This is a genomic window from Streptococcus mitis SK564 (assembly GCF_000148525.1).
GTDB classification, from domain to species: Bacteria; Bacillota; Bacilli; order Lactobacillales; family Streptococcaceae; genus Streptococcus; species Streptococcus mitis_H.
In genome coordinates, this window is sequence record NZ_AEDU01000008.1 from 115,097 (window position 1) to 141,501 (window position 26,405).

General features: G+C 38.8%; 27 protein-coding genes. 6 read left to right on the forward strand and 21 right to left on the reverse strand.

Translation table 11 applies throughout. The annotated features are described in order from the left end of the window. Nucleotides 1–428: 428 nt before the first annotated feature. From dhaM to dhaK, 3 genes are read right to left on the reverse strand one after another with little or no spacing between them, the layout of a single operon-like run. Complete coding sequence (dhaM, locus tag SMSK564_RS0102160; RefSeq protein ID WP_000534736.1) at nucleotides 429–803, reverse strand: dihydroxyacetone kinase phosphoryl donor subunit DhaM; 375 nt, start codon at nucleotides 801–803, stop codon at nucleotides 429–431. Next, nucleotides 803–1,378 carry a dihydroxyacetone kinase subunit DhaL gene (gene dhaL, locus SMSK564_RS06065; protein ID WP_000990809.1) on the reverse strand — a complete coding sequence of 192 codons (576 nt, stop codon included), beginning with the start codon at nucleotides 1,376–1,378 and terminating at the stop codon, nucleotides 803–805. The genes dhaM and dhaL overlap by 1 nt, the downstream gene beginning before the upstream one ends. A gap of 21 nt (nucleotides 1,379–1,399) precedes the next feature. Next, nucleotides 1,400–2,389, reverse strand: a complete 990-nt coding sequence (dhaK, locus tag SMSK564_RS06070; RefSeq protein ID WP_000720687.1) for a dihydroxyacetone kinase subunit DhaK — start codon at nucleotides 2,387–2,389, stop codon at nucleotides 1,400–1,402. Between the two features lie 153 nt (nucleotides 2,390–2,542). Between dhaK and dhaS the strand changes: the two genes are divergently transcribed. Continuing rightward, complete coding sequence (dhaS, locus tag SMSK564_RS06075; protein ID WP_000168605.1) at nucleotides 2,543–3,073, forward strand: dihydroxyacetone kinase transcriptional activator DhaS; 531 nt, start codon at nucleotides 2,543–2,545, stop codon at nucleotides 3,071–3,073. Then, entirely contained in the window at nucleotides 3,070–4,059 is a 990-nt protein-coding gene (dhaQ, locus tag SMSK564_RS06080; protein ID WP_000142827.1) for a DhaKLM operon coactivator DhaQ, read from the forward strand. Before dhaS ends, dhaQ begins: the two co-directional genes overlap by 4 nt. 203 nt (nucleotides 4,060–4,262) lie before the next feature. Here dhaQ and SMSK564_RS06085 read toward each other — a convergent pair whose 3' ends face one another. The 4 genes from SMSK564_RS06085 to SMSK564_RS06100 all read right to left on the reverse strand — a co-directional run bounded on the left by SMSK564_RS06085 (nucleotide 4,263) and on the right by SMSK564_RS06100 (nucleotide 7,512). Continuing rightward, a complete protein-coding gene (locus tag SMSK564_RS06085) occupies nucleotides 4,263–4,802 on the reverse strand; it encodes a ClbS/DfsB family four-helix bundle protein (RefSeq protein WP_004236360.1) in 540 nt (179 codons plus the stop codon). Nucleotides 4,803–4,881: 79 nt separating this feature from the next. Next, nucleotides 4,882–5,376: a YkgJ family cysteine cluster protein gene (locus SMSK564_RS06090; RefSeq protein WP_000031466.1), complete on the reverse strand. Its 495-nt coding sequence runs from the start codon at nucleotides 5,374–5,376 to the stop codon at nucleotides 4,882–4,884. Between the two features lie 133 nt (nucleotides 5,377–5,509). Further along, on the reverse strand, nucleotides 5,510–7,243 hold the full coding sequence (gene ptsP / locus SMSK564_RS06095) for a phosphoenolpyruvate--protein phosphotransferase (protein WP_020902391.1): 1,734 nt from the start codon (nucleotides 7,241–7,243) through the stop codon (nucleotides 5,510–5,512). A gap of 5 nt (nucleotides 7,244–7,248) precedes the next feature. Continuing rightward, a complete protein-coding gene (locus SMSK564_RS06100; RefSeq protein ID WP_000146947.1) occupies nucleotides 7,249–7,512 on the reverse strand; it encodes a phosphocarrier protein HPr in 264 nt (87 codons plus the stop codon). A 350-nt stretch (nucleotides 7,513–7,862) separates the two neighbouring features. Here SMSK564_RS06100 and nrdH point away from each other — a divergent pair, with 350 nt between their 5' ends. The 4 genes from nrdH to SMSK564_RS06120 all read left to right on the forward strand — a co-directional run bounded on the left by nrdH (nucleotide 7,863) and on the right by SMSK564_RS06120 (nucleotide 12,388). Beyond that, the gene (gene nrdH, locus SMSK564_RS06105; protein WP_000259243.1) at nucleotides 7,863–8,081 is read left to right on the forward strand and encodes a glutaredoxin-like protein NrdH; all 219 of its coding nucleotides are present in this window, start codon (nucleotides 7,863–7,865) and stop codon (nucleotides 8,079–8,081) included. An 80-nt stretch (nucleotides 8,082–8,161) separates the two neighbouring features. After that, nucleotides 8,162–10,321, forward strand: a complete 2,160-nt coding sequence (gene nrdE, locus SMSK564_RS06110) for a class 1b ribonucleoside-diphosphate reductase subunit alpha (protein WP_000523261.1) — start codon at nucleotides 8,162–8,164, stop codon at nucleotides 10,319–10,321. A 189-nt stretch (nucleotides 10,322–10,510) separates the two neighbouring features. After that, entirely contained in the window at nucleotides 10,511–11,473 is a 963-nt protein-coding gene (gene nrdF, locus SMSK564_RS06115) for a class 1b ribonucleoside-diphosphate reductase subunit beta (RefSeq protein ID WP_000451386.1), read from the forward strand. A 147-nt stretch (nucleotides 11,474–11,620) separates the two neighbouring features. Then, nucleotides 11,621–12,388: a DeoR/GlpR family DNA-binding transcription regulator gene (locus SMSK564_RS06120; RefSeq protein ID WP_000917573.1), complete on the forward strand. Its 768-nt coding sequence runs from the start codon at nucleotides 11,621–11,623 to the stop codon at nucleotides 12,386–12,388. 104 nt (nucleotides 12,389–12,492) lie between these two features. Here SMSK564_RS06120 and SMSK564_RS0102165 read toward each other — a convergent pair whose 3' ends face one another. The 14 genes from SMSK564_RS0102165 to lepA form a co-directional block, all read right to left on the reverse strand. Next, nucleotides 12,493–12,750, reverse strand: a complete 258-nt coding sequence (locus SMSK564_RS0102165) for a DUF3884 family protein (protein WP_000471580.1) — start codon at nucleotides 12,748–12,750, stop codon at nucleotides 12,493–12,495. A 42-nt stretch (nucleotides 12,751–12,792) separates the two neighbouring features. After that, nucleotides 12,793–14,199 (reverse strand): 6-phospho-beta-galactosidase, encoded by a 1,407-nt coding sequence (gene lacG / locus SMSK564_RS06125; protein ID WP_000169279.1) that lies wholly within the window; start codon nucleotides 14,197–14,199, stop codon nucleotides 12,793–12,795. A 337-nt stretch (nucleotides 14,200–14,536) separates the two neighbouring features. Then, nucleotides 14,537–16,228 carry a lactose-specific PTS transporter subunit EIIC gene (locus SMSK564_RS06130; protein ID WP_001037313.1) on the reverse strand — a complete coding sequence of 564 codons (1,692 nt, stop codon included), beginning with the start codon at nucleotides 16,226–16,228 and terminating at the stop codon, nucleotides 14,537–14,539. Then, complete coding sequence (locus SMSK564_RS06135; RefSeq protein WP_001078323.1) at nucleotides 16,228–16,545, reverse strand: PTS lactose/cellobiose transporter subunit IIA; 318 nt, start codon at nucleotides 16,543–16,545, stop codon at nucleotides 16,228–16,230. Before SMSK564_RS06135 ends, SMSK564_RS06130 begins: the two co-directional genes overlap by 1 nt. Nucleotides 16,546–16,580: 35 nt before the next feature. Next, nucleotides 16,581–17,417, reverse strand: coding sequence for a PRD domain-containing protein (locus SMSK564_RS06140; protein WP_000285715.1), 837 nt, complete (start codon nucleotides 17,415–17,417; stop codon nucleotides 16,581–16,583). A 232-nt stretch (nucleotides 17,418–17,649) separates the two neighbouring features. Beyond that, nucleotides 17,650–18,630, reverse strand: coding sequence for a tagatose-bisphosphate aldolase (lacD, locus tag SMSK564_RS06145; protein WP_001229118.1), 981 nt, complete (start codon nucleotides 18,628–18,630; stop codon nucleotides 17,650–17,652). Nucleotide 18,631: 1 nt separating this feature from the next. Continuing rightward, entirely contained in the window at nucleotides 18,632–19,561 is a 930-nt protein-coding gene (locus SMSK564_RS06150; RefSeq protein ID WP_000604286.1) for a tagatose-6-phosphate kinase, read from the reverse strand. A 10-nt stretch (nucleotides 19,562–19,571) separates the two neighbouring features. Continuing rightward, a complete protein-coding gene (gene lacB, locus SMSK564_RS06155) occupies nucleotides 19,572–20,087 on the reverse strand; it encodes a galactose-6-phosphate isomerase subunit LacB (protein ID WP_001216913.1) in 516 nt (171 codons plus the stop codon). 30 nt (nucleotides 20,088–20,117) lie between these two features. After that, nucleotides 20,118–20,543 (reverse strand): galactose-6-phosphate isomerase subunit LacA, encoded by a 426-nt coding sequence (lacA, locus tag SMSK564_RS06160; protein ID WP_000029277.1) that lies wholly within the window; start codon nucleotides 20,541–20,543, stop codon nucleotides 20,118–20,120. A 284-nt stretch (nucleotides 20,544–20,827) separates the two neighbouring features. Beyond that, nucleotides 20,828–21,724: an aldose 1-epimerase family protein gene (locus SMSK564_RS12640; RefSeq protein WP_000234200.1), complete on the reverse strand. Its 897-nt coding sequence runs from the start codon at nucleotides 21,722–21,724 to the stop codon at nucleotides 20,828–20,830. Between the two features lie 204 nt (nucleotides 21,725–21,928). Beyond that, nucleotides 21,929–23,404, reverse strand: a complete 1,476-nt coding sequence (locus SMSK564_RS06170; RefSeq protein WP_000338738.1) for a PTS galactitol transporter subunit IIC — start codon at nucleotides 23,402–23,404, stop codon at nucleotides 21,929–21,931. A gap of 46 nt (nucleotides 23,405–23,450) precedes the next feature. Beyond that, nucleotides 23,451–23,756: a PTS sugar transporter subunit IIB gene (locus SMSK564_RS06175; protein ID WP_000590547.1), complete on the reverse strand. Its 306-nt coding sequence runs from the start codon at nucleotides 23,754–23,756 to the stop codon at nucleotides 23,451–23,453. Nucleotides 23,757–23,794: 38 nt separating this feature from the next. Next, nucleotides 23,795–24,271 (reverse strand): PTS sugar transporter subunit IIA, encoded by a 477-nt coding sequence (locus tag SMSK564_RS06180; RefSeq protein ID WP_000521977.1) that lies wholly within the window; start codon nucleotides 24,269–24,271, stop codon nucleotides 23,795–23,797. Nucleotides 24,272–24,528: 257 nt separating this feature from the next. Continuing rightward, nucleotides 24,529–26,352: a translation elongation factor 4 gene (gene lepA / locus SMSK564_RS06185; RefSeq protein ID WP_001047207.1), complete on the reverse strand. Its 1,824-nt coding sequence runs from the start codon at nucleotides 26,350–26,352 to the stop codon at nucleotides 24,529–24,531. Nucleotides 26,353–26,405 lie beyond the last annotated feature (53 nt).

A 26,405-nucleotide genomic window follows, 5' to 3' on the forward strand; every position in this document is an offset into this window, starting at 1 on the left:
AAAAGAGTCACGTTTCCGTTCAAAAATAGTGTTATTTGGATAAAAAACATCCACTCATGGAAATACTATTCTATACAATTGACAGCTCAAATCTTTCAGAATAGAACAATCCTAACTATCGAATACCCTAACCTCATAAATATCTATGTAATTCTAGACCTAGAATTCCTATAAACTAAATGTTTTCGCACTATTCTAAGTCATTGATTGCCTTAAATTTTAATTTTTAAAGAATTCTAAAGCTAGAATAGTCCCATCACAATCAGTTTTGATTGATTCACAATTTAGAAACACTATAGCTTTACTCCTGTTAAAATAAAAAGGAACTGCCCAAAGCAATCCCTTTCTGATTTTGAAATTATTTACTTAAAATTTGATAGTTGAGATAATCAATAGCCCACCTATAAAAAGAGTTATAGTAAAATTCCTTATTTATTAATTTCAAGCTCCGACAACTGTGTTTGAATAACTGACAGTTCTGCACCAGCCTGAAGAAGAGCAGCTGCAGTATAGGCACCTTCTACAATTGGAACCCTGTTAATGATGATACTTTTATCACTAAAATCAGCCACCATTTCTAAGTTCATTTTAGCAGAACCTAGGTCAAAAAAGGCTAATAAAGTATCTACTGGATTTTCAGAAACAATCCTATCTACTTGATCAAAACTTGTTCCAATTCCTCCATCTTCTGTTCCTCCTAAATAAGTAATCGGGACATCTTTAGCTACTTCACTAATCAGTTCAACAACACCTTCTGCAATGTGTTTGGAATGTGAAACGATAACAAGACCAATACTTCCCATTAAACCACCCCAGTTTCTAAAAGAGCAGTAAAGAGTAATCCTGATGAGAATGATCCAGGATCAATATGTCCAAGAGAACGTTCTCCTACATAAGATGCCCTTCCTTTAGTTGCAAGTAAATCTTTGGTAGCATTCACTAGCTTATCAATGACCTCTTGAGTCAATTGACCAGCAGACAAAGCAGCAATAACAGGAGTCCAAACGTCAACCATTGTCTTTTCTCCAACTTCTGCTTTCCCGCGTTTGACAATCATATCCAAACCACTTTGTAAGATTTCTTCTAATTTCGAATTTGAATCAGCCTTGGCCATGCCCATAAAAGCAGAGCCATACAAGGGACCAGAAGCACCGCCTACCTTACTCAGTAATTGCATTGAAACAAGTTTAAAAACATCACTACTTGTCTCAAATTTCTTGCCTTCTAAGTTTTCCATAACTGCAGCCATGCCACGCGCCATATTCCCACCGTGGTCTCCATCTCCTATAGGAGTGTCTAGTTCACTAAGATAATTTTTCTGTTCTTGAATCTTTTCATTAAAAAGCTTCATCCATTCAAGAGCTTGTTCAGCATTCATTCGACATTTCCTCCTTGAGTTTTACCAAGCTGGTGTAGTAACAGGTGCATTTAGAGCATCCAACCATTCATCATCTGCCAATCGAATCAACGTTAATGACAAACCAGCCATATCGATTGAAGTCATGTAGTTTCCAATTTTCTTAAATGCCAACTGAACACCTTTTTCATGGAGCAATTTAGCCACATCATTTGCAAATACGTATTGTTCCATAAGAGGAGTGCTTCCTAAACCATTGATGAGAAGGCCATAGCGTTCACCAGCTTTAAGTTGGAAACCTTCAGATAATTTTTCAACCAATTCTGAGGCCAATTGTGCTGAAGGTTGCATTTTCTCTTTCTTATATCCTGGCTCACCATGAATACCAACTCCGTATTCAAATTCATCATCTTCTAGAACAAAACCTGGTTTCCCAACTTCAGGAACGGTTGCTCCAGACAAGGCCAGCCCAATTGTTTTAATTTCTAAGACAAGTTTGTCGGCCAAGTCCTTCATTTCAGATAATGATTTACCGGAACGAGCCGCATCACCCAAAATTTTATGGACTAATATAGTACCTGCAACACCTCGACGCCCTTGGGTATAGAGACTATTTTCAACAGCGATATCATCATCAACCACAACACTTGCTACATCAATACCTTCCATTTCAGCAAGTTCTTGTGCAATTTCAAAGTTCATAATGTCACCAGAATAGTTCTTGATGACCATGAAAACTCCAGCACCTTCATCAGCCGCCTTAATGGCTTCTAAAATTTGGTCCGGAGTAGGTGAAGTGAAGACTGCTCCACAAATGGCAGCAGACAACATTCCATCTCCTACAAATCCAGCATGACTTGGTTCATGTCCTGAACCTCCACCTGAAATGAGACCAACTTTTCCTGTCTTTTCTGCCTTTCTAACGATGACATCAAAACCATCTAAGCGTTGAACCAAGTCATCATGCATAAATGACAAGCCCTGCAACATTTCATCAACAACTTGTGTCGGTTCATTTATAATTTTTTTCATGAGAAACTCCTTTCGGTATTTACCTTTGTTTTCGCTTTCATTATATATTTTTTATCGCTGGATGATAAGGGACAGATTCTATTATTTGTCCCCTTTTAAACCCGTTTAAAAAAATTTTTTGGTAAAATGAAGTAAGTAACAGAAAGGCTTCCTATGGCATCATCACTTATTACAAAAAAACGGATTGCCAAGGCATTTAGAGACCTATTAGCTACTAGAGAATTTGACAAAATCTCCATTGTGGATATCATGGAATCAGCTGGCATTCGTAGACAGACCTTTTATAATCACTTTCTTGACAAATATGAACTGCTAGACTGGATATTTGAAAATGACTTAACCGAGTATATCACCAATAACTTGGACTTCATTTCGGGCCAAAAACTATTACAAGAATTATTTTTTTATTTCGAACAAGAGCGTGACTTTTATATTCAACTTTTTGATATTCAAGGACAAAATAACTTCTATGACCACTTTATCAGCTACTGTCGCTTGCTTGTATCAAAAATTTTAAAAGAATACGGTCAGATTGATATCGATTCATCTGCTTATACTTGTTTTTTGTTAGACTATCATTCACATGCTCTAGCAGAGATCGTGAAGGCTTACGTCAATAAAAAAAGTCCAGTTCCACAACCAGACTTTCTAATCATGACAATTATTGGAAAGAGACCACAATGACATTTATTTCAAATCATAAACAGAAAATTATTTCAAGTTACATTTCAGCAACTGTCAGCAGTCATCCTGAATTAGAAAAACACCCTACTTTACCACTAGTCTATCAAAAAAATCGCAATCCTCATCAGGTTCCAATATTGTCGGGTGGAGGTTCCGGTCACGAACCTGCGCATATTGGATATGTGGGAGAAGGAATGCTTACTGCTGCTATCTATGGCCAATTATTTACTCCTCCTACAAGAACTGAAATCTTAGAGTCCATTCGTTTTTTAAACAATGGTCACGGTGTCTTCATCATTGTAAAAAATTTCGAAGCAGACATCAAAGAATTTAGCTGGGCCATTAATACTGCTAGAAAAGAAGGAATTAAAGTCGGCTATAGTCTAGCACACGACGATATTTCTATTGAACCTCGCAATAGATTTCAAATTAGAGGAAGAGGGCTCGCAGGGACTATTTTACTTCATAAAGTTCTAGGATATGCAGCTCAAAATGGTGCCAAAATAGAGCAACTAACTAATTTAGGTCATGAACTTGCTCCCGAAATCGCAACAATTGGCTTTGCAACGAAATCGGCTAGTCTCCCCCAAGCCACCCTTCCACTATTTAACTTGGAAGAAGGAGATATTTCTTATGGTATTGGGATACATGGCGAAGAAGGCTATCGTATCGTCCCATTCCAATCATCGGAAATCCTGGCAAATGAGATTATAAGTAAATTAAGATTGCACTATCATTGGAAAAAGGGTGATCAATTTATATTGCTTGTAAATAATCTAGGCACTACCAGCAACTTAGAAATGGGCATATTTATCAATGATCTCCTTCAACTCTTAGAAATTGAAGGAGTCACTATTACCTTTATAAAATCAGGAACATTTATGACCAGTCTAGATATGGCAGGTATATCCGTAACTCTTTGCCCCGTAAAAAATAAACAGTGGTTAGAAGCACTCAATGCTCCAACGACAGCTTTTGCATGGTAATTTGCTTGTATAACTCAAAAGGGCTACATCACTTGATAGCCCTTTGCTTTTATCTTATACTCAATGAAAATCAAAAAGCAAACTAGGAAACTAGCCGCAGGCTGTACTTGAGTACGGCAAGGCGACGTTGACGCAGTTTGAATTTGATTTTCGAAGAGTATTACGTTTAAAAGAACTCATTCTTTCTATTTCAAATAGGCCATCTATCCCTTACAATTCTTCCGATGAGCTTTGAGTTTTTTCAGAGCCCAATCATAGTGGCTTGACGTGCTAGTAACAAAGTAGGAACCTAGACTTGTTCCACCGATCCACTTATAGACACCTTTGGTAAAGAGTTCGTCATTGCTAAAAACTTCTATCAACTCTAAAACCTCTCTATGTGATTGTTCTAGGAGTCTAGTCGCTTCTTCTAAGGACGTTTTCTGGTGCTTCTTCCAAAAAACGACATTCATTTCTCCATAAGTTTTCCAATTATAAGGTTCAGGAAGAAAAGGTCTTTCGTGACCTTCTTGATTAGAATAAATCCAAGTCAAAAGTAACTGCTGCCATTCATAGAGATGGATCAAAACATCCCGTATATTTTTATCCCTTTTCCAGAGAGCTTCTTTTTTCTTTGGGTCTCTTGAAAAATCAAATGGAGTCTGTAGCTCATCTTCACTTAGTTGGGAGATGAATCGATTGAGCTTTTCATAGTTTTCCTTAGAGGCCAGCACTAGCTCCTCTTTTGTTTTCGGTCTAGGCACAGGAGTACTCCCTTCATATCTCTAGTTATTATTAGAAATTTTTTATCCTTTAAATCTCTATAACTTATCCTTTAAATCTCTATAACTTATCCTTTAATTTCTCAACAAAGAGATAGGCTGCTGGACAGGTCAAAGTATTCTTAATCGTCAAATGGTTGATTTGATGGATCTTTTTACGGTCTGTATGGGGAAATTCACGACAGGCCTTTGGACGAACGTCATAGATGGAACAGAGATTATCTCCTCCTAAAAAGGGACAGGGCATAGATTTGAAAACCTTGTCCCCATCTTCATCTACCTGCAAAAACTCTGCTTCAAAAGCTGGTAATTTCATCTTAAAATACTTGGCGATTCGTGTAATATCCGCTTCTTTAAAGTCCGGTCCCAATGTCTTGCAACAGTTGGCACAGGCAGTACAATCAATCTCCTCAAAGACTTCTTGGTGAATCTGCTGGGCTATCTTATCTAGATTTTTTGGTGGCTTTTTCTTTAAATTGGCTAAAATTTTACGGTGTTCCTTCTGCTTTTGCAAGGCTAGCTGGTGGTAGTACTCAATATCAATTTCTTTAGACATGGTTTCTCTCTTATTCTAATTACTTTCCCCTATTATACCATGCCTCTGAACCATTGAAAAGTGGACTTTATAGGACTATACTTTTCCAAAATGCGTCAAAAAACCTTGCAACTAGGTTACAAGGTTAATGACATTAATCGAAGTTAACGTATTCTTTTTGAAGTTCAAGGACTTCTTCCATTGTTGAACACTCTGTAAGGGCACGGTTAGCGTACTCTTCCATCTTAGCAGTATCCAATTTCTTCATCAAGCTACGTGTACGAAGTACAGATGTTGCTGACATAGAGAACTCATCCAAGCCCATTCCGACAAGAAGTGGAACAGCTTTTTGGTCACCAGCCATCTCACCACACATACCAGCCCATTTACCTTCAGCGTGAGCTGCCTTGATAACGTTGTTGATCAAGCGAAGGATTGATGGGTTATATGGTTGGTAAAGATATGAAACTTGTTCGTTCATACGGTCTGCTGCCATTGAGTATTGGATCAAGTCGTTTGTACCAATTGACATGAAGTCTACTTCTTTTGCAAATTGGTCTGCAAGCATCGCTGCTGCAGGGATTTCAATCATGATACCAACTTGGATATCATCCGCAACTGCAACACCTTCAGCAAGAAGGTTTGCTTTTTCTTCTTCATAAACTGCTTTAGCTGCACGGAATTCTTTCAAAAGTGCAACCATTGGGAACATGATACGCAATTGACCATGAACAGAAGCACGAAGAAGGGCACGGATTTGTGTACGGAACATTGCATCTCCAGTTTCAGAAATAGAGATACGAAGGGCACGGAATCCAAGGAATGGGTTCATTTCATGTGGCATATCGAAGTAAGGAAGTTCCTTATCTCCACCGATATCCATTGTACGAACAACCACTGGTTTGCCATTCATTCCCTCAAGTACAGCCTTATATGCTTCATACTGCTCATCTTCAGTTGGGAAGTCTTGAGAATCCATGTACAAGAATTCTGTACGGTAAAGTCCAACAGCTTCTGCACCGTTGTTGTTAACACCTTCAACGTCTTTTGGAGTACCGATGTTAGCAGCCAACTCGAAGTGTTTACCGTCAGCAGTCACTGTTTGAGCATCTTTCAAAAGTGCCCATTCAGCTTTTTGTTTAGCATAAGCTTCACCAGCTGCTTTAAATTCTGCCGCTTGTTCATCTGTTGGGTTGATAATCACTTCACCAGTAATTCCGTTAACGGCAAGGATATCACCGTCTTTCACTACTTCAGTGATGTTATTTGTTCCCAATACAGCTGCAATTTCAAGTGTACGTGCCATGATAGCTGAGTGGCTTGTACGTCCACCGATATTTGTTACAAAAGCTTTTACAAAGTTTTTGTCCAATTGAGCTGTATCAGATGGTGTCAAGTCATGCGCAATCACGATTACTTCTTCATTGATAGAAGCTGGGTTTGGCAATTTCTTACCAAGAAGGTTTGCCAATACACGTTTTGTCACGTCGCGGATATCCGCTGCACGTTCTTGCATGTATGGGTTGTCTTCCATACCTTCAAAGATAGTGATGAACATGTCAGTCACTTCTTTAAGACCTGCTTCTGCGTTGACTTTCTTAGCACGGATTGTTTCTTTAATCTGACCAATCAATTCTGGGTCAGAAAGAACCATCAAATGAGCGTCAAAAACTTGAGCCGCTTCTTCACCAAGCGTACCTACAGCTTTCTCACGGATAAGAGAAAGCTCGTTTTGAGAAGCTTCAAGAGCTACATCCAAACGAGCCTCTTCTGCGTTTGTATCTTCGACTGAAACAGTCTCGAATGACAAATCCGGTTGAACGAGTAGATATGCTTTTGCAACTGCAACACCGTCAGATGCCGCGATTCCTTTAAGCATTTCTGTCATTTTCCTTATGCCAATCCTTCTTTTTCCATTGTTTCTGAGATTGCAGCGATAGCGTCATCTGCATCTGCACCTTCAGCTGAGATAGTTACGTCAGCACCTTGGCCAACACCAAGACTCATAACACCCATGATTGATTTAAGGTTAACTGATTTACCTTTGTACTCAAGAGTGATATCTGAAGCAAATTTGCTAGCAGTTTGTACCAACAATGTTGCTGGACGTGCGTGAATACCTGTTTCTGCCACTACGTGGAAATCTTTAGAAGCCATAGTTTGACTCTCCTTTTGTTCTTTCTTTTTTGAGTTATATGTGATAACCCTTACAATTTGGTATTATATCATCTTCTAGGATTTTTTTCAAGCATTTTATGGGATTTATTCGATTTCCTTTCAGATAACTTCCTGAAAATCTTCTATTCTAGATAACAAAACACAGGATATAGTTTTCCAAAAAACAACTTATAGGATAATTATCACTATTTCGCAAAGCAAACACTACATATTGTGTTTTGTTTAGCTGTGTAGAAAAACAGACCACTATATTTAGTTTTAAATCGTTGACAAAATTTTAATTTCTGATATACTAAGAAAGTAATCTATTTTGAAAGAGGAGTTACACAATGGTAACCGTTTATTCTAAAAATAACTGTGTCCAATGCAAGATGACCAAACGTTTCTTGGACAGCAATAACGTTGAATATAAAGAAATCAATCTCGATGAGCAGCCTGAATACATCGATCAAGTTAAAGAGCTCGGTTTCAGCGCAGCTCCTGTTATCCAAACACCAACTGAAGTCTTTTCAGGTTTCCAACCAGGAAAATTGAAACAATTAGCATAATCTTAGTACATCATCCAGAAGAAACTGCTTCTAGGGCTAACTTAGAAGCCTTTCTTTTGTAATTAGATAAGGGAAATTTTATGGGATTAAAACATCTTGAGGACGTGACCTACTTCCGTCTCAATAACGAAATCAACCGTCCTGTTAATGGACAAATCATGCTTCATAAAGATAAGGAAGCCTTAGATGCCTTCTTTAAAGAAAATGTAGTTCCAAATACTATGGTTTTTGATTCAATCAAAGATAAAATCAACTACCTCATTGAACAAAACTACATCGAAACAGCCTTTATCAAGAAATACCGTCCAGAATTTTTGGAAGAATTGTCTCAATTTATCAAAGACCAAAACTTCCAATTCAAGTCTTTCATGGCAGCCTATAAATTTTACAATCAGTATGCTTTGAAAACTAACGACGGTGAATATTATCTTGAAAGCATGGAAGACCGTGTCTTCTTTAACGCCCTTTATTTTGCTGATGGGAATGAAGCTATTGCCATCGATATTGCCAATGAAATCATCCACCAACGCTACCAACCTGCTACTCCTTCCTTCTTGAATGCTGGACGTGCTCGTCGTGGGGAGTTGGTATCCTGTTTCTTGATTCAGGTCACAGATGATATGAACTCTATTGGACGTTCTATCAACTCAGCTCTTCAACTTTCACGTATCGGTGGTGGTGTGGGAATTTCCCTCAGCAACCTTCGTGAAGCTGGTGCACCTATCAAAGGCTATGAAGGAGCTGCTTCTGGGGTCGTTCCAGTTATGAAACTTTTCGAAGATAGCTTCTCTTACTCAAACCAATTGGGTCAACGTCAAGGTGCTGGTGTTGTCTACCTCAACGTCTTCCACCCAGATATTATCGCCTTCCTTTCAACTAAGAAAGAAAACGCCGATGAAAAAGTTCGTGTTAAGACCCTTTCACTTGGTGTTGTAGTACCCGATAAATTCTACGAATTAGCACGTAAAAATGAAGAAATGTACCTCTTCAGCCCATACTCTGTAGAACTTGAATACGGTGTGCCGTTCAACTACATCGACATCACTGAAAAATACGATGAACTAGTCGCAAATCCAAATATCCGTAAGACAAAAATCAAGGCGCGTGATTTGGAAACTGAAATCTCTAAATTGCAACAAGAGTCCGGCTACCCTTATGTAGTCAACATCGACACGGCTAACCGTGCAAATCCTGTTGATGGTAAGATTATCATGAGCAACTTGTGTTCTGAGATTCTTCAAGTCCAAGAACCAAGCTTGATCAACGATGCTCAAGAATTCCTTCAAATGGGAACCGATGTTTCATGTAACCTTGGTTCAACCAACGTGGTCAACATGATGACTTCACCTGACTTTGGTCGTTCTATCCGTGCTATGGTTCGTGCTCTTACTTTCGTTACAGATAGTTCACACATCGTAGCTGTTCCTACCATCGACCACGGAAATAGCCAAGCTCATACCTTTGGTCTTGGTGCCATGGGACTTCACAGCTACCTTGCCCAACAACTGATTGAATATGGATCGCCTGAGTCTGTTGAATTTACAAGCATCTACTTTATGCTTATGAACTACTGGACATTGGTTGAATCAAACAATATCGCGCGTGAACGTGGCATCACCTTCCACAACTTTGAAAAATCAGACTATGCTAACGGAAGCTACTTTGACAAGTATGTAACTGGCGAGTTTGTTCCAAAATCAGACCGTGTTAAAGAACTTTTCAAAGATGTCTTTATCCCAAGTGCTGCTGACTGGGCTGAACTTCGCGACAAGGTTCAAGTAGATGGTCTTTACCACCAAAACCGCCTTGCTGTAGCTCCAAATGGTTCTATCAGCTATATCAACGACGTTTCTGCTTCTATCCACCCGATTACGCAACGTATCGAGGAACGTCAAGAAAAGAAAATCGGTAAAATCTACTACCCTGCTGCTGGATTGTCAACAGAAACCATTCCTTACTACACTTCTGCTTACGACATGGATATGCGTAAGGTGATTGATGTCTACGCTGCTGCAACTGAGCACGTGGACCAAGGACTTTCACTCACACTCTTCATGCGTAGTGACATTCCAAAAGGTCTTTACGAATGGAAGAAAGAAAACAAACAAACGACACGTGACTTGTCTATCCTTCGTAACTATGCCTTTAACAAGGGTATCAAGTCTATCTACTACGTCCGTACCTTTACAGATGATGGTGGAGAAGTCGGTGCCAACCAATGTGAAAGCTGTGTGATTTAATCTTTGCTTGAGGAAACTACTTTTTCTCAGATAAGTGATTCATTCACCCTGCTAAACTAGAATAAGCATCTATACTATGAAATAACAAAAAGTCGGGCTTCCGACTTTTTGTGCGATACTCCTCTAGAATTATGATAAAATAGAAGTAATTGTGAGTTCGCAATACTAAACACAGAAAGAGATTTCAAAATGGAAACTTACTACAAAGCCATTAACTGGAATGCCATCGAAGATGTCATCGACAAATCAACTTGGGAAAAACTGACGGAGCAATTCTGGCTTGATACACGTATTCCCTTGTCAAATGACTTGGATGACTGGAGAAAGCTATCAAATGTAGAAAAAGACTTGGTAGGAAAAGTCTTTGGTGGTTTAACCCTTCTCGACACTATGCAATCTGAAACTGGGGTTCAAGCCCTTCGCGCTGACATCCGTACACCACATGAGGAAGCTGTTTTCAATAACATCCAATTTATGGAATCTGTTCACGCTAAATCTTATTCATCAATCTTTTCTACCTTGAATACCAAAGCTGAGATTGAAGAAATTTTCGAATGGACCAATACCAATCCTTACCTACAAAAGAAGGCTGAGATTGTCAACGAAATCTACCTAAACGGTAGCCCACTTGAAAAGAAAGTTGCCAGCGTCTTCCTTGAAACCTTCCTCTTCTACTCTGGTTTCTTCACCCCCCTCTACTATCTTGGTAACAACAAACTAGCCAACGTTGCGGAAATCATCAAATTGATTATTCGTGATGAGTCTGTTCACGGAACCTACATTGGGTATAAATTCCAACTTGGTTTTAATGAATTACCTGAAGAAGAGCAAGAAAAACTCAAAGAATGGATGTACGATCTGCTCTACACTCTCTACGAAAACGAAGAAGGTTATACAGAGAGCCTCTATGACGGTGTTGGTTGGACGGAAGAAGTCAAAACCTTCCTTCGCTACAATGCCAACAAGGCACTCATGAACCTGGGACAAGATCCACTCTTCCCAGATTCAGCAGATGATGTCAACCCAATCGTCATGAACGGTATTTCAACAGGAACTTCCAACCACGACTTCTTCTCTCAAGTCGGAAATGGTTACCTCCTTGGTGAAGTTGAAGCCATGCAAGACGATGACTACAACTACGGTTTGGACTAATTCAATTATCCCAGAACTGATAACAAATATCATGGCTTGTTTAAAACAACCATGATATTTTTGTTTTTGTTTTCTTTTGTTTTTTTCTATTTGATTGATTGAGCGTTTTATGGTAAGATAATAATAGTAGAAATCGAGGTGAAAAGGATGTTAAAGCAGGAAAAACTAGATAATATTCTAGAAACGGTAAATACAAAGGGAACTATTACTGTAAAAGAAATTATGACTCGCTTGGATGTGTCAGATATGACTGCTAGACGCTACTTGCAAGAGTTAGCAGACAAGGATTTACTTGTTCGGGTGCACGGGGGAGCTGAAAAAATTCGCACAGGTTCTATTTTAAACAATGAACGTTCCAATATTGAAAAACAAAGCTTACAGATTGCAGAAAAACAAGAAATCAGCCGTTTTGCAGGCCATTTAATTGATGAGGGGGAAACTATTTTTATCGGCCCAGGTACAACCTTAGAATCTTTTGCTCGTGAACTTCCAATTGATAATATTCGTGTTGTAACAAATAGTTTACCAGTCTTTCTCATCTTAAACGAACGAAAACTAACAGATTTGATTTTAATCGGTGGAAACTATCGCTCTATCACTGGAGCCTTTGTGGGAACACTAACCTTGCAAAACTTAGCCAATCTTCAATTTTCTAAAGCTTTCGTTAGCTGTAATGGTATTAAAGACAATGCGATTGCGACCTTTAGTGAAGAGGAAGGTGAATCTCAACGCATCGCCCTCAATAATTCCAATAAAAAATACTTACTAGCTGACAATAGTAAGTTCAATAAATTTGATTTTTATACCTTCTACAATATCTCTGATATTGATACCATCGTTTCAGATTCTAAACTGAGCAAAGAAACGTTTGAACAACTTTCAAAACAAACAAAAATTATTCTTTCTAAACCATAAAACTGAGGATTGATAAAATATAAAATGCGTCATATCAAGAAAATAAGAATCTTGATATGACGCATTTTTTGATGAAGATTTTTACTAGGAGTTTCCTAGATTATTTATGATTGTTGAAACGGCATAAAATCTGAATCAAAGGAGATATTATCCCGTTCTTCAGGATTGATAAAATTTAAAAACAAATTTTTAAATTCTTCCAGCTCATAGTCTGAATGGCAAATCCATTCTTTACCGGTAGAGACATACCATTTCCCAAGATTTTTCAGCTCCTCATTAGTCAAACAAGGTATTTGAGAACATTTATCAAAATTGATAATATAAACTTTTTCATAAATAGATTGGATAAAATCTTTGAACATCTTTTGGCCTCACTAAAATTCTATATCTAATGACTAATTCTACTAGTCTATAATCTGACTTTCTGCTACTTTCTTGTACCAATGAGCTGATTTCTTAGGATAACGTTCTTGAGTTTCAAAGTCTACATAAAAGAGACCGTAGCGTTTTTCATAACCGTTTGACCATGAAAAGACGTCCATCAATGACCAAATGAAGTAACCTTTTACATTAGCTCCATCTGCAATAGCATCAGATAATACTTCCAAGTGTTGTTTCACATAATCAATACGACCATCATCGTAAACAGTGTTATCAACGAACTCATCTTTATAACCAAGTCCATTTTCAGTGATGTAAATCTTCTTGTAGTTAGGATAATCTTTCTTCACTCGCATGATTTGATCATACAAACCTTGAGGATATATAATCCAATCCCAGTCTGTACGTGGTACATAGTCAGGAGCTACACGACGACCAACACCTTTGATTTGGTATTTAGAGCTTCCTTTCTCACCCTTACCATTATGGATAATTTCAGTTTCTCCATCAAAGGCTTCCATCCAGTCACTCATATAGTAATTGATTCCAAGGAAGTCGTTCAAATCTTTTGCTGCTTCTAATGCTGTGAAATCTTCTTCACGAAGATCTAAGCTACCACCATTGACTGATAAGATATGGTTGACACCTTCCATTGTTTCATCTGAATAGCGACCTAGATAAGTTGCATCTAAGATAAATTTATTGTGAATAATATCTTCCAACTCAGCAGCGCGAACATCTGCTGGATTTTCAGGATCTAGAGGATATTTAGTAGGCAGTGCGTGAACAACACCAATTTCACCTTTATAACCTTTATCTTTATATAGCTTGACTGCACGCGCATGAGAAACCATCATATTGTGGTGCGATTGGAAGACTTTGGCAAGGTCGTACTGAATTCCTGGAGGGAATTTACCAACCAAGTATTGACCATCACCGATTGGTCCAATTTCATTAAAGGTTGTCCAATAGTTAACTTCTGGGAATTCTTCAAAACAGAAAGCCGCGTATTCTACAAAGTGTTCAATATTTTCACGGTTTAAGAAGTCTCCATTTGAGTGGAGAGCTTCTGGCGTGTCAAAGTGATGAAGAGTTACAAAGGGCTCAACATGACGTTTGTGACACTCTGCAAATAAATTATGATAAAACTCAACACCTTTAGCATTTACTTGACCATAACCAGTCGGGAAAATACGTGACCAGGCAATAGAAATTCGAATACCATTGACACCATACTCTTCTGCTAGCTTGAGGTCAACTGGATATCGATTGTAAAAGTCACTGGCTGGTTCTGCAGTGTACCAGTAGTTATCTTCAAGATATTTATCCCACGCTACTGGTCCTTTACCATCAGTATGTGTAGCACCTTCTGCTTGATAGGCAGCTGTTGCGCCACCAAAAATAAAGTCTTTTGGTAATGTTTTTGTCATTTTTTTCACCTATTTCTTGATTTAAATAAAGTAAAAGTGAGAGGAGAGGAGTCAGTGAGCCATCCTTCTCCATCTCACTTTTTGTACCAAGTCACCGAATTGTGACATGAGGAGGTAAAACGTTATCTTTTTACCAACGAATTAACAAGGCGATTAGGAAATTCGCCATAGCGATTTCCGTAACGAGAGGAGACTATTTCAGAGTCCCTAGCCTTAATCGAATTGTGACATGAGGAAGTAAAAACGATGTCTTTTTACCGACGAATTAATAAGGCGATTAGGAAATTCAACATAGCGATTTCCGTAACGAGAGGAGACTATTTCAGAGTCCCTATCGTTAATCAAATTGCGCTTGTACAAATGCTAGAGCACCTTTTCCATCACGAGTTAATTTGATGTATTGAGCGCCTTCTGTTTTCGCAAGTTTAATACCGAGCTTATCTGTTTCTGCTTTCATGTCTTCAAAGTTTGAAGCAACTTGAGGGGCAAGGATAACTAGATCAAACTCTGGTAACATTTCACGGTGAGCACCATAGCCACCTGCTGCTGCTTTCACAGGGACATTGTATTCTGCAGCTGCCTTGTTCAAAGCATTTGCAAGAAGTCCACTTGTACCTCCACCTGCACAGAGAACGAGGACATTTGTTTCTTCAGTGATGGTATTTTGTGTTGCTTCTACACCAGCTTTTTCAAGAATAGCATCTGCTTTTGCAGTGTTGAAGTTGGCAGCAACTTTGTCTTTCAATTCATCATTAGACTTACCTGAACGCTCTTCTTCGAGAATTTGTTCATCATATACTTTAAGGAATGGATAGTAAATGATTACGTCAACCACGATTAGAAGGGCAGCAAGAATGAATGATAGAACTTGGAAGTTAGTTCCAAGAACTAGACCTAGTGGAGCTGGAGTTGTCCATGGTAGATTAGCAGTGAATGAGTTCATTCCAAGTGTTTCAATAAAGAATTTAAAGATCCATACGTTTACGATTGGAGCAAAGATAAATGGAATGAAGAAGATTGGGTTCAATACAAGTGGTGCACCAAACAAGATTGGTTCATTTACACCGAAGAAGGTAGGAACTACTGAAGCACGTCCGATTGCACGGTTACGTTTTGATTTCGTTAACCACATGAACATGAATGGAACAACCAGCGTCGCACCGGTACCACCCATGGTAACGATAAACATTTGTGTACCAGAAGTAAGAATCTTGTCAGCGTGCATCCCTTGTTGGAGAAGGTTCAAGTTGACTTCGGCATTGGCATAGGTAATAGCTGCGATAGCTGGTTCAACGATAGATGGACCATGAATCCCAACAAACCAGAAGAAGGCAAAAGCACCAAAGATAATGGTAATACCAAGATAGCCATCAGCTGCAGAGAATAACGGTGCAAAGAATTTACCGATTGATTCAGCTACGCTTGCACCCACAAAATGACGAGCTAGTAAATCAAGAGCATAAAGTGAAACAACTGAGAGAGTGAATGGAATCACATCTTTAAAGACTTGTGAGATATTTGGTGGAACTTCGTCAGGCATACGAATAGTGACGTTGTTCTTAACACAAACCTTATAGATGGCTACAGTAACAAAGGCAGCAAGGAAGGCTGAAAGCAAACCTTTTGTCCCCAAGAATCCAGTAGCTAGACCATTTTCGATAGGGTCAGCTGCCAACATCAACAAACCAACAATTGCTGCCAACAATGTTGACATATAGTTGATTTGATTGGTTTTCTCCATGCTACGGTTTACTGAGTCGGTCAATGACTTAGCTGTTGTACCAGCTACCAACAAAGCCAAGATACCCATTGAATAGCTGTAAGGTTTCATGAGGAGATTAACAACATCATCAGACCATTTAAAGCCCCATGAGTTTGGTACAAAGGCAATCAAGATAAAGATACTTGAGAATAGAATGACTGGCATTCCTGCGATAAATCCATCACGAATAGCACGAAGATAGATATTACGAGATAGTTTCTCAAAGAAAGGCTTTCCTTTCTCAATAAATGCAATTAGTTTATTCATTATTTAACTCCTCTCTTGTAGAGTTCGATTAAATGATGCATCAAATCTTTTAGCAAGATTGTTGTCATCAGGTGATCTTGACCATGCATCATGGTCACGCTATAGGCTAAATCTTCACCTGCAGCTTCCTTTGTTAACAAGCTTGTTTGGGCGTGGTGAGCCTCTGCAATGCAAGAACCAGCTTCCTCGACTAAGCTATCTGCTTTCGCAAAATCACCAGCTTCAGCAGCCTTCAAGGCTTCCAATAGTTTTGAACGAGCATCGCCAGCATAGGCTACGATTTCAAAACCTAACAATGTTACTTCTTCTCTATTCATGATAGAATTCTCCTTATGTAGTTTTAATTAAATTTTTATGACAATAAACGTTGGATATGTAGAACTAGATAAACTCGTTCACTTTTATACAAATCAAGACCCGTATGTTGCGTAATCACATCATAGATTTTGGAACCAATCTCGAACGCTTTTGGATAAGATTGTTTGATATGGTCTTCCATATCCAGAAGTGATTGGTTATCGTCTCTAGATCTGTCTAAATAATCCAAGAAATAATTCAAATGGATCATAAAGCGATCATAGAAATGGTTATTCTCATTGGTTCGTTGAATTGCATATTCCTGTAGAACTTTCTCAACATTCCTGAGAATTTCTTTTCTCTTATCAATCGACTCCACAAGTTTCACTTCATTTTCACCTTCAGCATTAATGAAATGATAAGCAATCCGAATAATTTCGTCCTCAGGAAAATGATCTGCTAGCTTCTGACGATAAATTTCAAAAGCCTCACTTGCAATTCGAAAAGCGACAGGATACTTGGTAGAAATATCTGGCAGATTACTATCCTTGTACCTTCCTTGTGTTAGAGCTTGGTAAGAACAGTAAATATGATCTGTCAAGGTTACATAGAGATACTCTTGAATCGGATAGTGATATTTCTTGGAAAGCTTATCAATAATCTCATAGGTCACTGTGATAAAATCAAGCGGAACATCTTTGAGGAGAGCCATAAAGTTTTCTCTGGACTCTTCGGTCTTCATCCGAAAGATTTTCTCAACCTGATGTTCAGCAATCAAATCCCCCTTCTTCTTTCCGAATGCAATCCCCTTACCAATTACAATCACCTCTTCTCCTTTATCATTTCTGACAAGTGAAACATTGTGATTCATTGGATTTAGAATTCGATACATGTCAACCTCCTTTTATATTTTAAAGGTATATGAGTATAAAAAATGACCACAAATGAACTAGAAAATCAGCCGATTTCTAATTCACCTGTGATCATGCCTAATATTACTTAGTAACACTCACCTTGTATTAACTTGTGATTTAAGTATAGCACAAGTAAGTTGTTTTGTAAACCTTTACATAAAACTTTTTTTTAAATTTTTAGATTCATGTTCCTAACCTAGGAGGACTTTCTTATACGCGTTCTTTCCATGAAGTTGCTGTTGTTTGAAGAACTTTATTGAGTTCGTCAATGTTTTCAAATCCAGTTGTGCGAAGCCATTCGCGAGCTGCTGCTTCACCATCTTTGATGTAAGCTTCAACTGATCCAGCCCATGTAGCACGTCCACAAAGAACTCCATTGAAGTTTGCACCTGATTCATGGGCAAATACAAGAGTATCTTGGAAAAGTTTAGCTGATACACCAGCACTCAAGTAGATATATGGCAAGTTAGTTGCTTCATCTTGTGCTTTGAAGAAGGCTGCTGCTTCTTCGCGTGTGTAAACCACTTCACCTTCAGCGAATCCTTCAACATATTTAATGTTAACAGGAACTTCTACTTTCAAGACATCAATGTTAAAGCGTGGGTCTGAAAAGACTTTCATAGCACCGATAACTTTGTGTGGTTTTACTTTCGCGTATTCTACAGAACCTGCGTCTGAAATTTTTTCATCGTAAGCAAGGATTTCAAGGAAGAATGGGATATCTTCAGCCACACATTCAGAACCGATACGTTCGATGTAAGCTTGTTTTTCTTGGTTGAGTTCATCTGAGCTATCTACATCATAGTAAAGCAAGAATTTAACTGCATCTGCACCTTCTTCTTTAATACGTTTTGCAGACCAAACATCCAAGCAGTCTGGCAAGCGTTTTGTGCTTGTTGTGTCATAACCTGTTTTTTCATAAGCAAGGAGAAGACCAGCTTTTTCATCAAGAGCTTTTGTTGCTGGAAGTCCATACTCAGGGTCAAGAAGCATTGATGAAGCGTATTTAGTCAATTCATCTGCAACCAAGACTTTAAGTTCTTCCATTTGAGCAACAGTTGGTTCTTCTGTTTGGTGTTGAGCCATGAGGCGTTTCAAAGCACCACGTTGGTCAAATGCAAGAGCTGAGATGATACCATTTTCATCAGAAAGTTTTTCTAAGCGTGCACGTTTTTGTTCTGTTAAAGCCATTTTATACCTCTTTTACTATTAATTGATCATATAGAGCTTGATAGTTAGCCATGTTGACATGACCAGTCATTTTTTCTTGAGCATTGAGCATACCAAGGACATTTGCCTTGATGAGTAATTCTGCATCCGATTCTTTATGAAGTAGTCCTGAAGAAATCCCTGCCACAGTAGAATCTCCAGATCCGACAGGGTTGACTACCTGGATTCTAGGAATATCTACCTTGTAGAAAGTGTCCCCATGTTTGGCAAAAGCACCATTGGCACCAAGCGAAACGATAATCCATTCAATACCTGCAAACAAAGGTTCTTGAAGTACTTCTTTTAATTCATCCAAATCCTCAGAAACTTCTCTTCCTAGAAGTTGAGACAATTCCTCATTATTTGGTTTGATGACTGTTGGTTTATGTGGTGATTCAAGAACCGCCTGAAGAGCCGCACCAGAGCAGTCCAAGACTACAGGCTTGCCAGCTTGATTAGCAAGTTCTACCAAGCTCGCATAGTAATCAACTGGAAGGCCAGCCGGCAGACTACCTGAGATAGCTACTACTTCAACTAACTCTAGGAGATTTTTAAAATGTTCCAAAAAGTCTTGACCTTCCTGTTCCAATACTTCAGGACCTTTTTCAAGAACTTCTGTTTGGTTGTCTCCGTGAAGAATAGCGATACAGTTACGAGTTTCTCCCTGAATAGAAAAGAAATCTTTCTTAACATTATCATCAATATTTTCAACCAAAAACTCACCAAGTTTGCCACCCACTAAACCAGTAGCAAGCACAGAGTCTCCAAATTCTGAAAGTACTCGGGTAACATTGAGTCCCTTACCACCGGCAGTTTTGGTTACATCCACCACACGATTGACAGTATCAATCTTCAACTCATCCAAGGGATAGGAAATATCAATGGATGGGTTCATTGTGACTGTTAAAATCATAAGTCACCTCTTAATCGTGGTATTCTCCGCGATCCCATTTTTCAAGGAATTCAGTGAAGAAGTTTGCGTCTGTTTGTTGAGCATTGTGACTTTCAACGTGTTCAATTTTCGCAATCAATTTTTTGTTTTCTTCAGATGGTTTATATTCAGCATGGATAAAAGCTTCAATGATATCGCACATGAGCAATTCACCAGTAATCTTACCACCAAAACCGATAACGTTAGCGTTCAATTGTTCTTTAGCATAAAGGGCTGTTGTCATATCACGAACCAAGGCAGAACGGACACCTGGAACTTTATTTACAGCGTTGTTGATACCAACACCAGTACCACAGATACATACTCCAAGATCAGCTTGACCGCTAGTTACAGCTTCCCCTACTTTTTTACCAAAGATTGGGTAGTGAGTACGTGTATGGTCATATGTACCAAAGTCAATGACTTCATATCCTTTTGATTTCAAAAATTCTGAAACCGCCATTTTTTCATCTGTTACGATGTGGTCACATCCAATTGCAATTCTCATTTTTAACTTACCTTTCTTACTGTAATCTAATTAGCACATTTTGTTCAACATATCGACCCGAATTTGGTGACGTCCACCATCGTATTTACCGTTAACAAATCCTTTAGCGATGTTTTTAGCCAATTCATCACCGACAAGTTGTGCACCCATAGTGATCATACGTGAGTTGTTGTGGCCACGAGTCATATAAGCTGAACGTTCGTCAGATACTTCTGCAGCAACCATTCCTTTGATCTTAGTTGCGACCATAAATGGACCAGCTCCATAAGCATCAATCACGATACCAAGGTTTTGTTCTTCTTTGTTTACTTCTGCAGCAACAGCAAGAGTCACATCAACAAAGTCTTGACCTTCAGCTGTAACATCCACAACGTGGAAGTTTTCTTTTTCCAAGAAGTCTTTCACAACTTCTTTCAATCTCAAACCTGCAGCATCTGCACCGATAACAATAGACATATTGTATACTCCTTTTTATTTTTCTAGGCTAGTAAAATCTCTTATAGTTATTAGTTTACCTACAAAAAGCTTTCTAGCAGTTTATTGACAAATTGGCTTGAATGAGATGAATGACACCTTATTCAAGTTTAGGAAATCAAGTTCCTAGAAATAATCTCTCTTTCAAAGAGAATATAACAAGTGATTGTTTGTTTGTTACAAACATCATTTGTTGCTTACAAACATAATATACTCCTATTTGTCGAAAAAGTCAACAGTTAATGTTTGTTTTTGTGGTTTTTTATCTAAAAGATTTCGATATCAAAACCAATCTGATCCACTTGTCCTGGCTCTAAGAGACGAACATTCTTCTTATCTTCTAGATGATCTCCTTCTTCAAGGGATGTTGACAAGCCAGACCATGGTTCAAAAGCAATGAAAGAACCTTTATTCAAAGTTGACCAGATAATGAGATTTGGAAACTCTGCAAAGTGCACTTTCAATCCCTTATCATGTTTACGAGAACGAAGGGCAATTGTTCTAGATTGCAATTCATCTAAGGTAACTGCGTCTGTACTGAAAAGATCATAACTAAGATCTAATTCCTTTTGCCCCTCTAGCCATGGACTTCTATCTTGGAAATCCAACATGCCTGTTTCTGGGAAAGGACGTGGAACAGAGCAAGTCTCTTCTTTCTCAAACTCTAAATAGTAATCTTCGTAGACTTCATCATCCACTAAGGGACAATTAAATCCTGGATGTCCACCAATAAAGTAAGGCATGACCTTACTAGTTTCTTTATTGAAAATTTTGTATTGAGTCCGTACTGTCTTTCCTGTAAGGATATAAGTGATTTCTAGTCGGAAATGATAAGGATAGTTTTGATAGCTATTCTCATCGTCCTCAATTGCAAAAGTTACACTCTTGTCTGTCTGTTCGACTAATTCAAATTCTTTCTTACGAACCAAACCATGACGAGGAATCTTTCCTTTGCTTTCTTGCCCCTTCTCATCTATATAAACGGCTGTATCCTCTCTCAAAGAACCACAAATGGGGAAGAGAACAGGAGCTTGTCCACTCCAATAAGTAGCATCCCCTTGCCACAAATACTCAAATCCCTCAGCATCTTTTATAGAAGAAAGAGCCCCACCAAAACTGTTAAATTGAACTCTTAATTGTTCTGATTTTAATTCAATTACCATTATTTTCTCCGATTTCTTGATAGTTTATAAAAAACTAGGCTGTCACTCCTAGAAGGTATGACAACCTAGTTTCAACAATTTACACTCTGCGAAAATCCAATTCAAACTTCGTCAGCGTCGCCTTGCCGTACTTTAGTACAGCCTGCGGCTAGCTTCCTAGTTTGCTCTTTGATTTTCATTGAGCTTACATTTTATAGGAGCGCATTATTTTGCTTTTGCTGCGTACTCTTCGTTACGTTTGATCATTTGTTTTCTGTACCAAGCAAAGATACCGATATAGAATACAAGGAAGACTACAGCACCAAGGATTGCTTTGATATCACCTGTTGTAGTGTTACCAATTGTCCAACCAAGAAGTTTTTCGATTGGTCCTTCAAGAGTTGAGTGAGTAATCAATTGAGTTTGGCTCACACCTGCTGGGAAGGCACCTACACCTTTAGCAAGTTCTGTTGCAAATGGTGCGATAAGTGTACCTGAAAGAAGGAAGAGTGGCAACAAGAGTGTTCCGAAGATAATCATACGGAGCAATTTACCACGAGTTACAACCAAGAGAGCTGGAGTAACACCCATAGCGATGATACCTGCAAGTGGCAAGATACCATTTCCGACTTTTGAAAGAAGCACTGCTTCAACCAACATGATTGGTGCAAGCACGTTAGCACAAGCCCAGATTTCAGCACGACCAGCGATGAATGGCCAGTCAAGACCGATGTTAAATTTACGTCCTTGAAGACGTTTAGTAGCAACGTTTGTAATACCTTGTGAAAGTGGTTCTACGGCAGCGATGAACCATGAACCGATAAGTGAGAAGAGTTCCAAAGATACACCAGCTGTCAAACCGAGAGACAACCATCCTTTGATAACAAGACGCCATTTATCTGCATCTGCAACACCTTCAATTGGATGTGGAGTTCCCATAATACCGATAACAATACCAAGAATGAAACCGATAAAGAATTTAGAACCCCAGAAACCGATTTTCTTGTTCAATTTTGCAGCGTCAAAGTCATATTTATCAAGACCTGGGAAGAATTTTTCAAAAATCTTATCCAAAACCATGATAACTGGGTTCATCATATAGTTCATGTGAGTTGATGTCATTGGTGATGAACTTGGAGCGTTAAGAAGGTCATCAAATGTAGGTTTCATCAAGTCAGAGTTGATAATTTTCAACACACCAACAAGGACGATTGCTGCTGTAGCAATCAAGAGTGAAACTCCTTGGCTCACACCGTTGTTGTCTGCATACCATTTAATCAAAAGACCTGTGATAGACAAGTGCCAGATATCAAAGATATCAACGTCAAGTGTATCAGTTTTCTTCATAGCAAGCATCACTACGTTGACAATCAACATGATGAGCAAGAAGTAAAGTGTCCAAGCAGATCCCCAAGTGATTGTAGCAAGTGGTGCCCAACCAACGTCAGTGATACTCAATTGGATACCAGTGTTTTCAACGAATTTTGCAAGTGATGCTGAGAAAGCACCATTTAGCATACCGATGATAGCTCCGATACCAGTAAGAGCGATGGCAAGTTTAATACCACCTTCAAGCGCTTTGGAGAATTTCACTCCAAAAAGTAAAGCCAATACTGTCAAAATGATTAACATGATGACAGGTCCACCCATATCTAAGATAGGTGTGAAAAATTCTTTGATTAGACCAAAGATTGCATCCATAACAGTTCCTCCCTTTTTGTGTTATATGAATGTTAACAAATTAGAATTAGCTTAATCCGTGTTCTTTAATAGCTGCTTCAATATTGTCAAATACTGGAGCACTCATAGCTGGGATACGGAATAAGATTGGTCCAGCTTCGATAACTGGAATACCTGGGTCAAAACCAAGGTCTGTCGCAGCAATTGGTGTGAAGATGTCATAACCTTTGATAAGATCTTCGTTAACGTCTTTTACCATAACTGCATCACAGTGAACATCAAAACCACGGTTTGAAAGTTCTTCTTCAAGAGCACTTTTAATTTGGTGGCTTGAGTTAACACCTGCACCGCAGGCGGCAAGAATTTTAATCATATGGATTTCCTCCGATTTAATATTTTTAATAGACAAGATTAAGCAATTGCTTCAGCAATATAAGCATAGAGGGCTTCTGGTTCAGAAATTTTTGATAGGTCTTCAAGATGACCATTTCCAGTAAAGAAGTCCATCAACTGAGCAAGAATGTTCGTTTGACTTGAACTTGAGTTATTAATAATAAAGAAGAGTAAAGATACTTCTACTTCCTTATCTGGTGCAATCATGTTGTGGAAGGTCACAGGTTTATCTAATCGAACGACCACTACTTTTTCAGCTAGATTATGAACAATATCTGTATGAGGAATAGCCACATTCGGCAAATCCTTACCCAAAAATTCCATATCTAAGCCAGTTGGAAATGACTTTTCACGCGTGATCAAGGCTTCACGATAGGTTGGAGTCACGATTTCTCGTTCTTCCAATAAAGTCGAAACCTGATCAAAGAGATGTTCTTGATTATCCGCTTCTAAGCAAAACACAAGGTTTTTGTCAAAGAAATGATCTAATCCCATAAGGTTTTCCCTTCTTTCCATTAACTTTATGCTATAAGTATAACACTATATGAAATCGTTGTCAATAATTTTCTGTTCTTTTTTGTCTCTTTTTTTATATTTTTGTTGTTTTTGTAGTTCGACTTATAAAAACAAACACATAAACAAACACATAAACATTTTTTGTTTTAGAAACTAAAAAAACAGACCATTAAAGCCTGCTTTACTATTGATTCTGATATAAATTTCCTGTGAACAAGGAAAAACAATTATGACAACTACTCTTCATCCATACTCAAGACGCTAAGGAAGGCTTCTTGTGGAACTTCTACTGATCCGATAGCTTTCATGCGCTTCTTACCAGCTTTTTGTTTTTCAAGGAGTTTACGTTTACGAGAAACGTCACCACCATAACATTTAGCAAGTACGTTCTTACGAAGGGCCTTGATATCTGTACGAGCCACAATCTTGTGTCCAATTGCTGCTTGAATTGGCACCTCAAATTGTTGACGAGGAATGATTTTCTTGAGCTTATCAACGATGAGTTTCCCACGTTCGTAGGCAAAATCCTTATGAACGATAAAGCTGAGGGCATCTACCTTGTCTCCATTGAGAAGGATGTCCATTTTGACTAGCTTAGATGGGCGGTACTCTGACAATTCGTAGTCAAAGCTTGCATAACCACGTGTTGAAGATTTGAGCTTATCAAAGAAATCAAAAACGATCTCAGCAAGTGGAATTTGATAGATGACATTAACACGATTGTCATCAATATAGTCCATAGTCACAAAGTCCCCACGCTTGCGCTGAGCTAGCTCCATTACTGCTCCCACGAACTCCTGTGGTACCATGATTTGCGCCTTAACATAAGGCTCTTCAATGGTTGCAATCTTAGTAGGATCTGGGAACTCAGATGGGTTAGACACATCCATAGACTCACCGTCAGTCAAATTAACCTTATAGATAACAGACGGAGCTGTCATGATGAGGTCGATGTTAAACTCACGTTCCAAACGTTCTTGGATAACATCCATATGGAGGAGTCCAAGGAAACCACAACGGAAACCAAATCCAAGGGCCTGAGATGTTTCTGGTTCAAACTGAAGACTAGCATCATTCAGTTGCAATTTTTCAAGGGCTTCACGTAGGTCATTGTACTTGTTTGATTCAATTGGATAGAGACCCGCAAAGACCATAGGATTCATCTGCTTGTAGCCATGTAATGGCTCTGCCGCAGGATTGGTTGCCAAGGTAACGGTATCACCCACACGAGTGTCCTGAACCGTCTTGATAGAAGCTGCAATATAACCAACATCACCAGTCGCAAGGAAATCACGACCAACTGCTTTCGGAGTAAAAATACCAACTTCTGTCACATCAAAAGTCTTGCCATTACTCATAAGTTGAATCTTATCGCCAGGTTTAACCACCCCGTCCATAACACGCACTTGGAGAATAACCCCGCGGTAAGCATCATAAACTGAGTCGAAAATCAAGGCCTTAAGTGGCGCCGTCACATCACCCGTTGGTGCTGGCACTTTTTCTACGATTTGCTCAAGAATTTCTTCGATACCGATACCAGCCTTGGCAGATGCTAAGACTGCTTCACTGGCATCCAAACCAATGACATCTTCAATTTCTGTACGCACGCGCTCTGGATCCGCTGCTGGCAGGTCAATTTTGTTAATGACTGGCATGATTTCCAAATCATTGTCCAAGGCCAAATAAACGTTGGCAAGGGTTTGAGCCTCAATTCCTTGGGCAGCATCAACCACTAAAATCGCTCCCTCACAGGCAGCTAGCGAACGTGAAACTTCATAGGTAAAGTCTACGTGTCCTGGTGTGTCAATCAAGTGGAAAATATAGGTCTCTCCATCTTTTGCAGTATAATTGAGCTCAATGGCATTCAACTTAATGGTAATCCCACGTTCTCGCTCTAAATCCATGCTATCCAAAAGCTGGGCCTGCATTTCACGACTGGAAACTGTCTCTGTCTTTTCTAAAATGCGGTCTGCTAGAGTTGATTTCCCGTGGTCAATATGAGCGATAATAGAGAAGTTACGGATCTTCTCCTGTCGTTTTTTCAATTCTTCTAAGTTCATGATTCTCTTCCTTTCAGGGTATCTATTTATTATAAATTGTTTTTGACATTTTG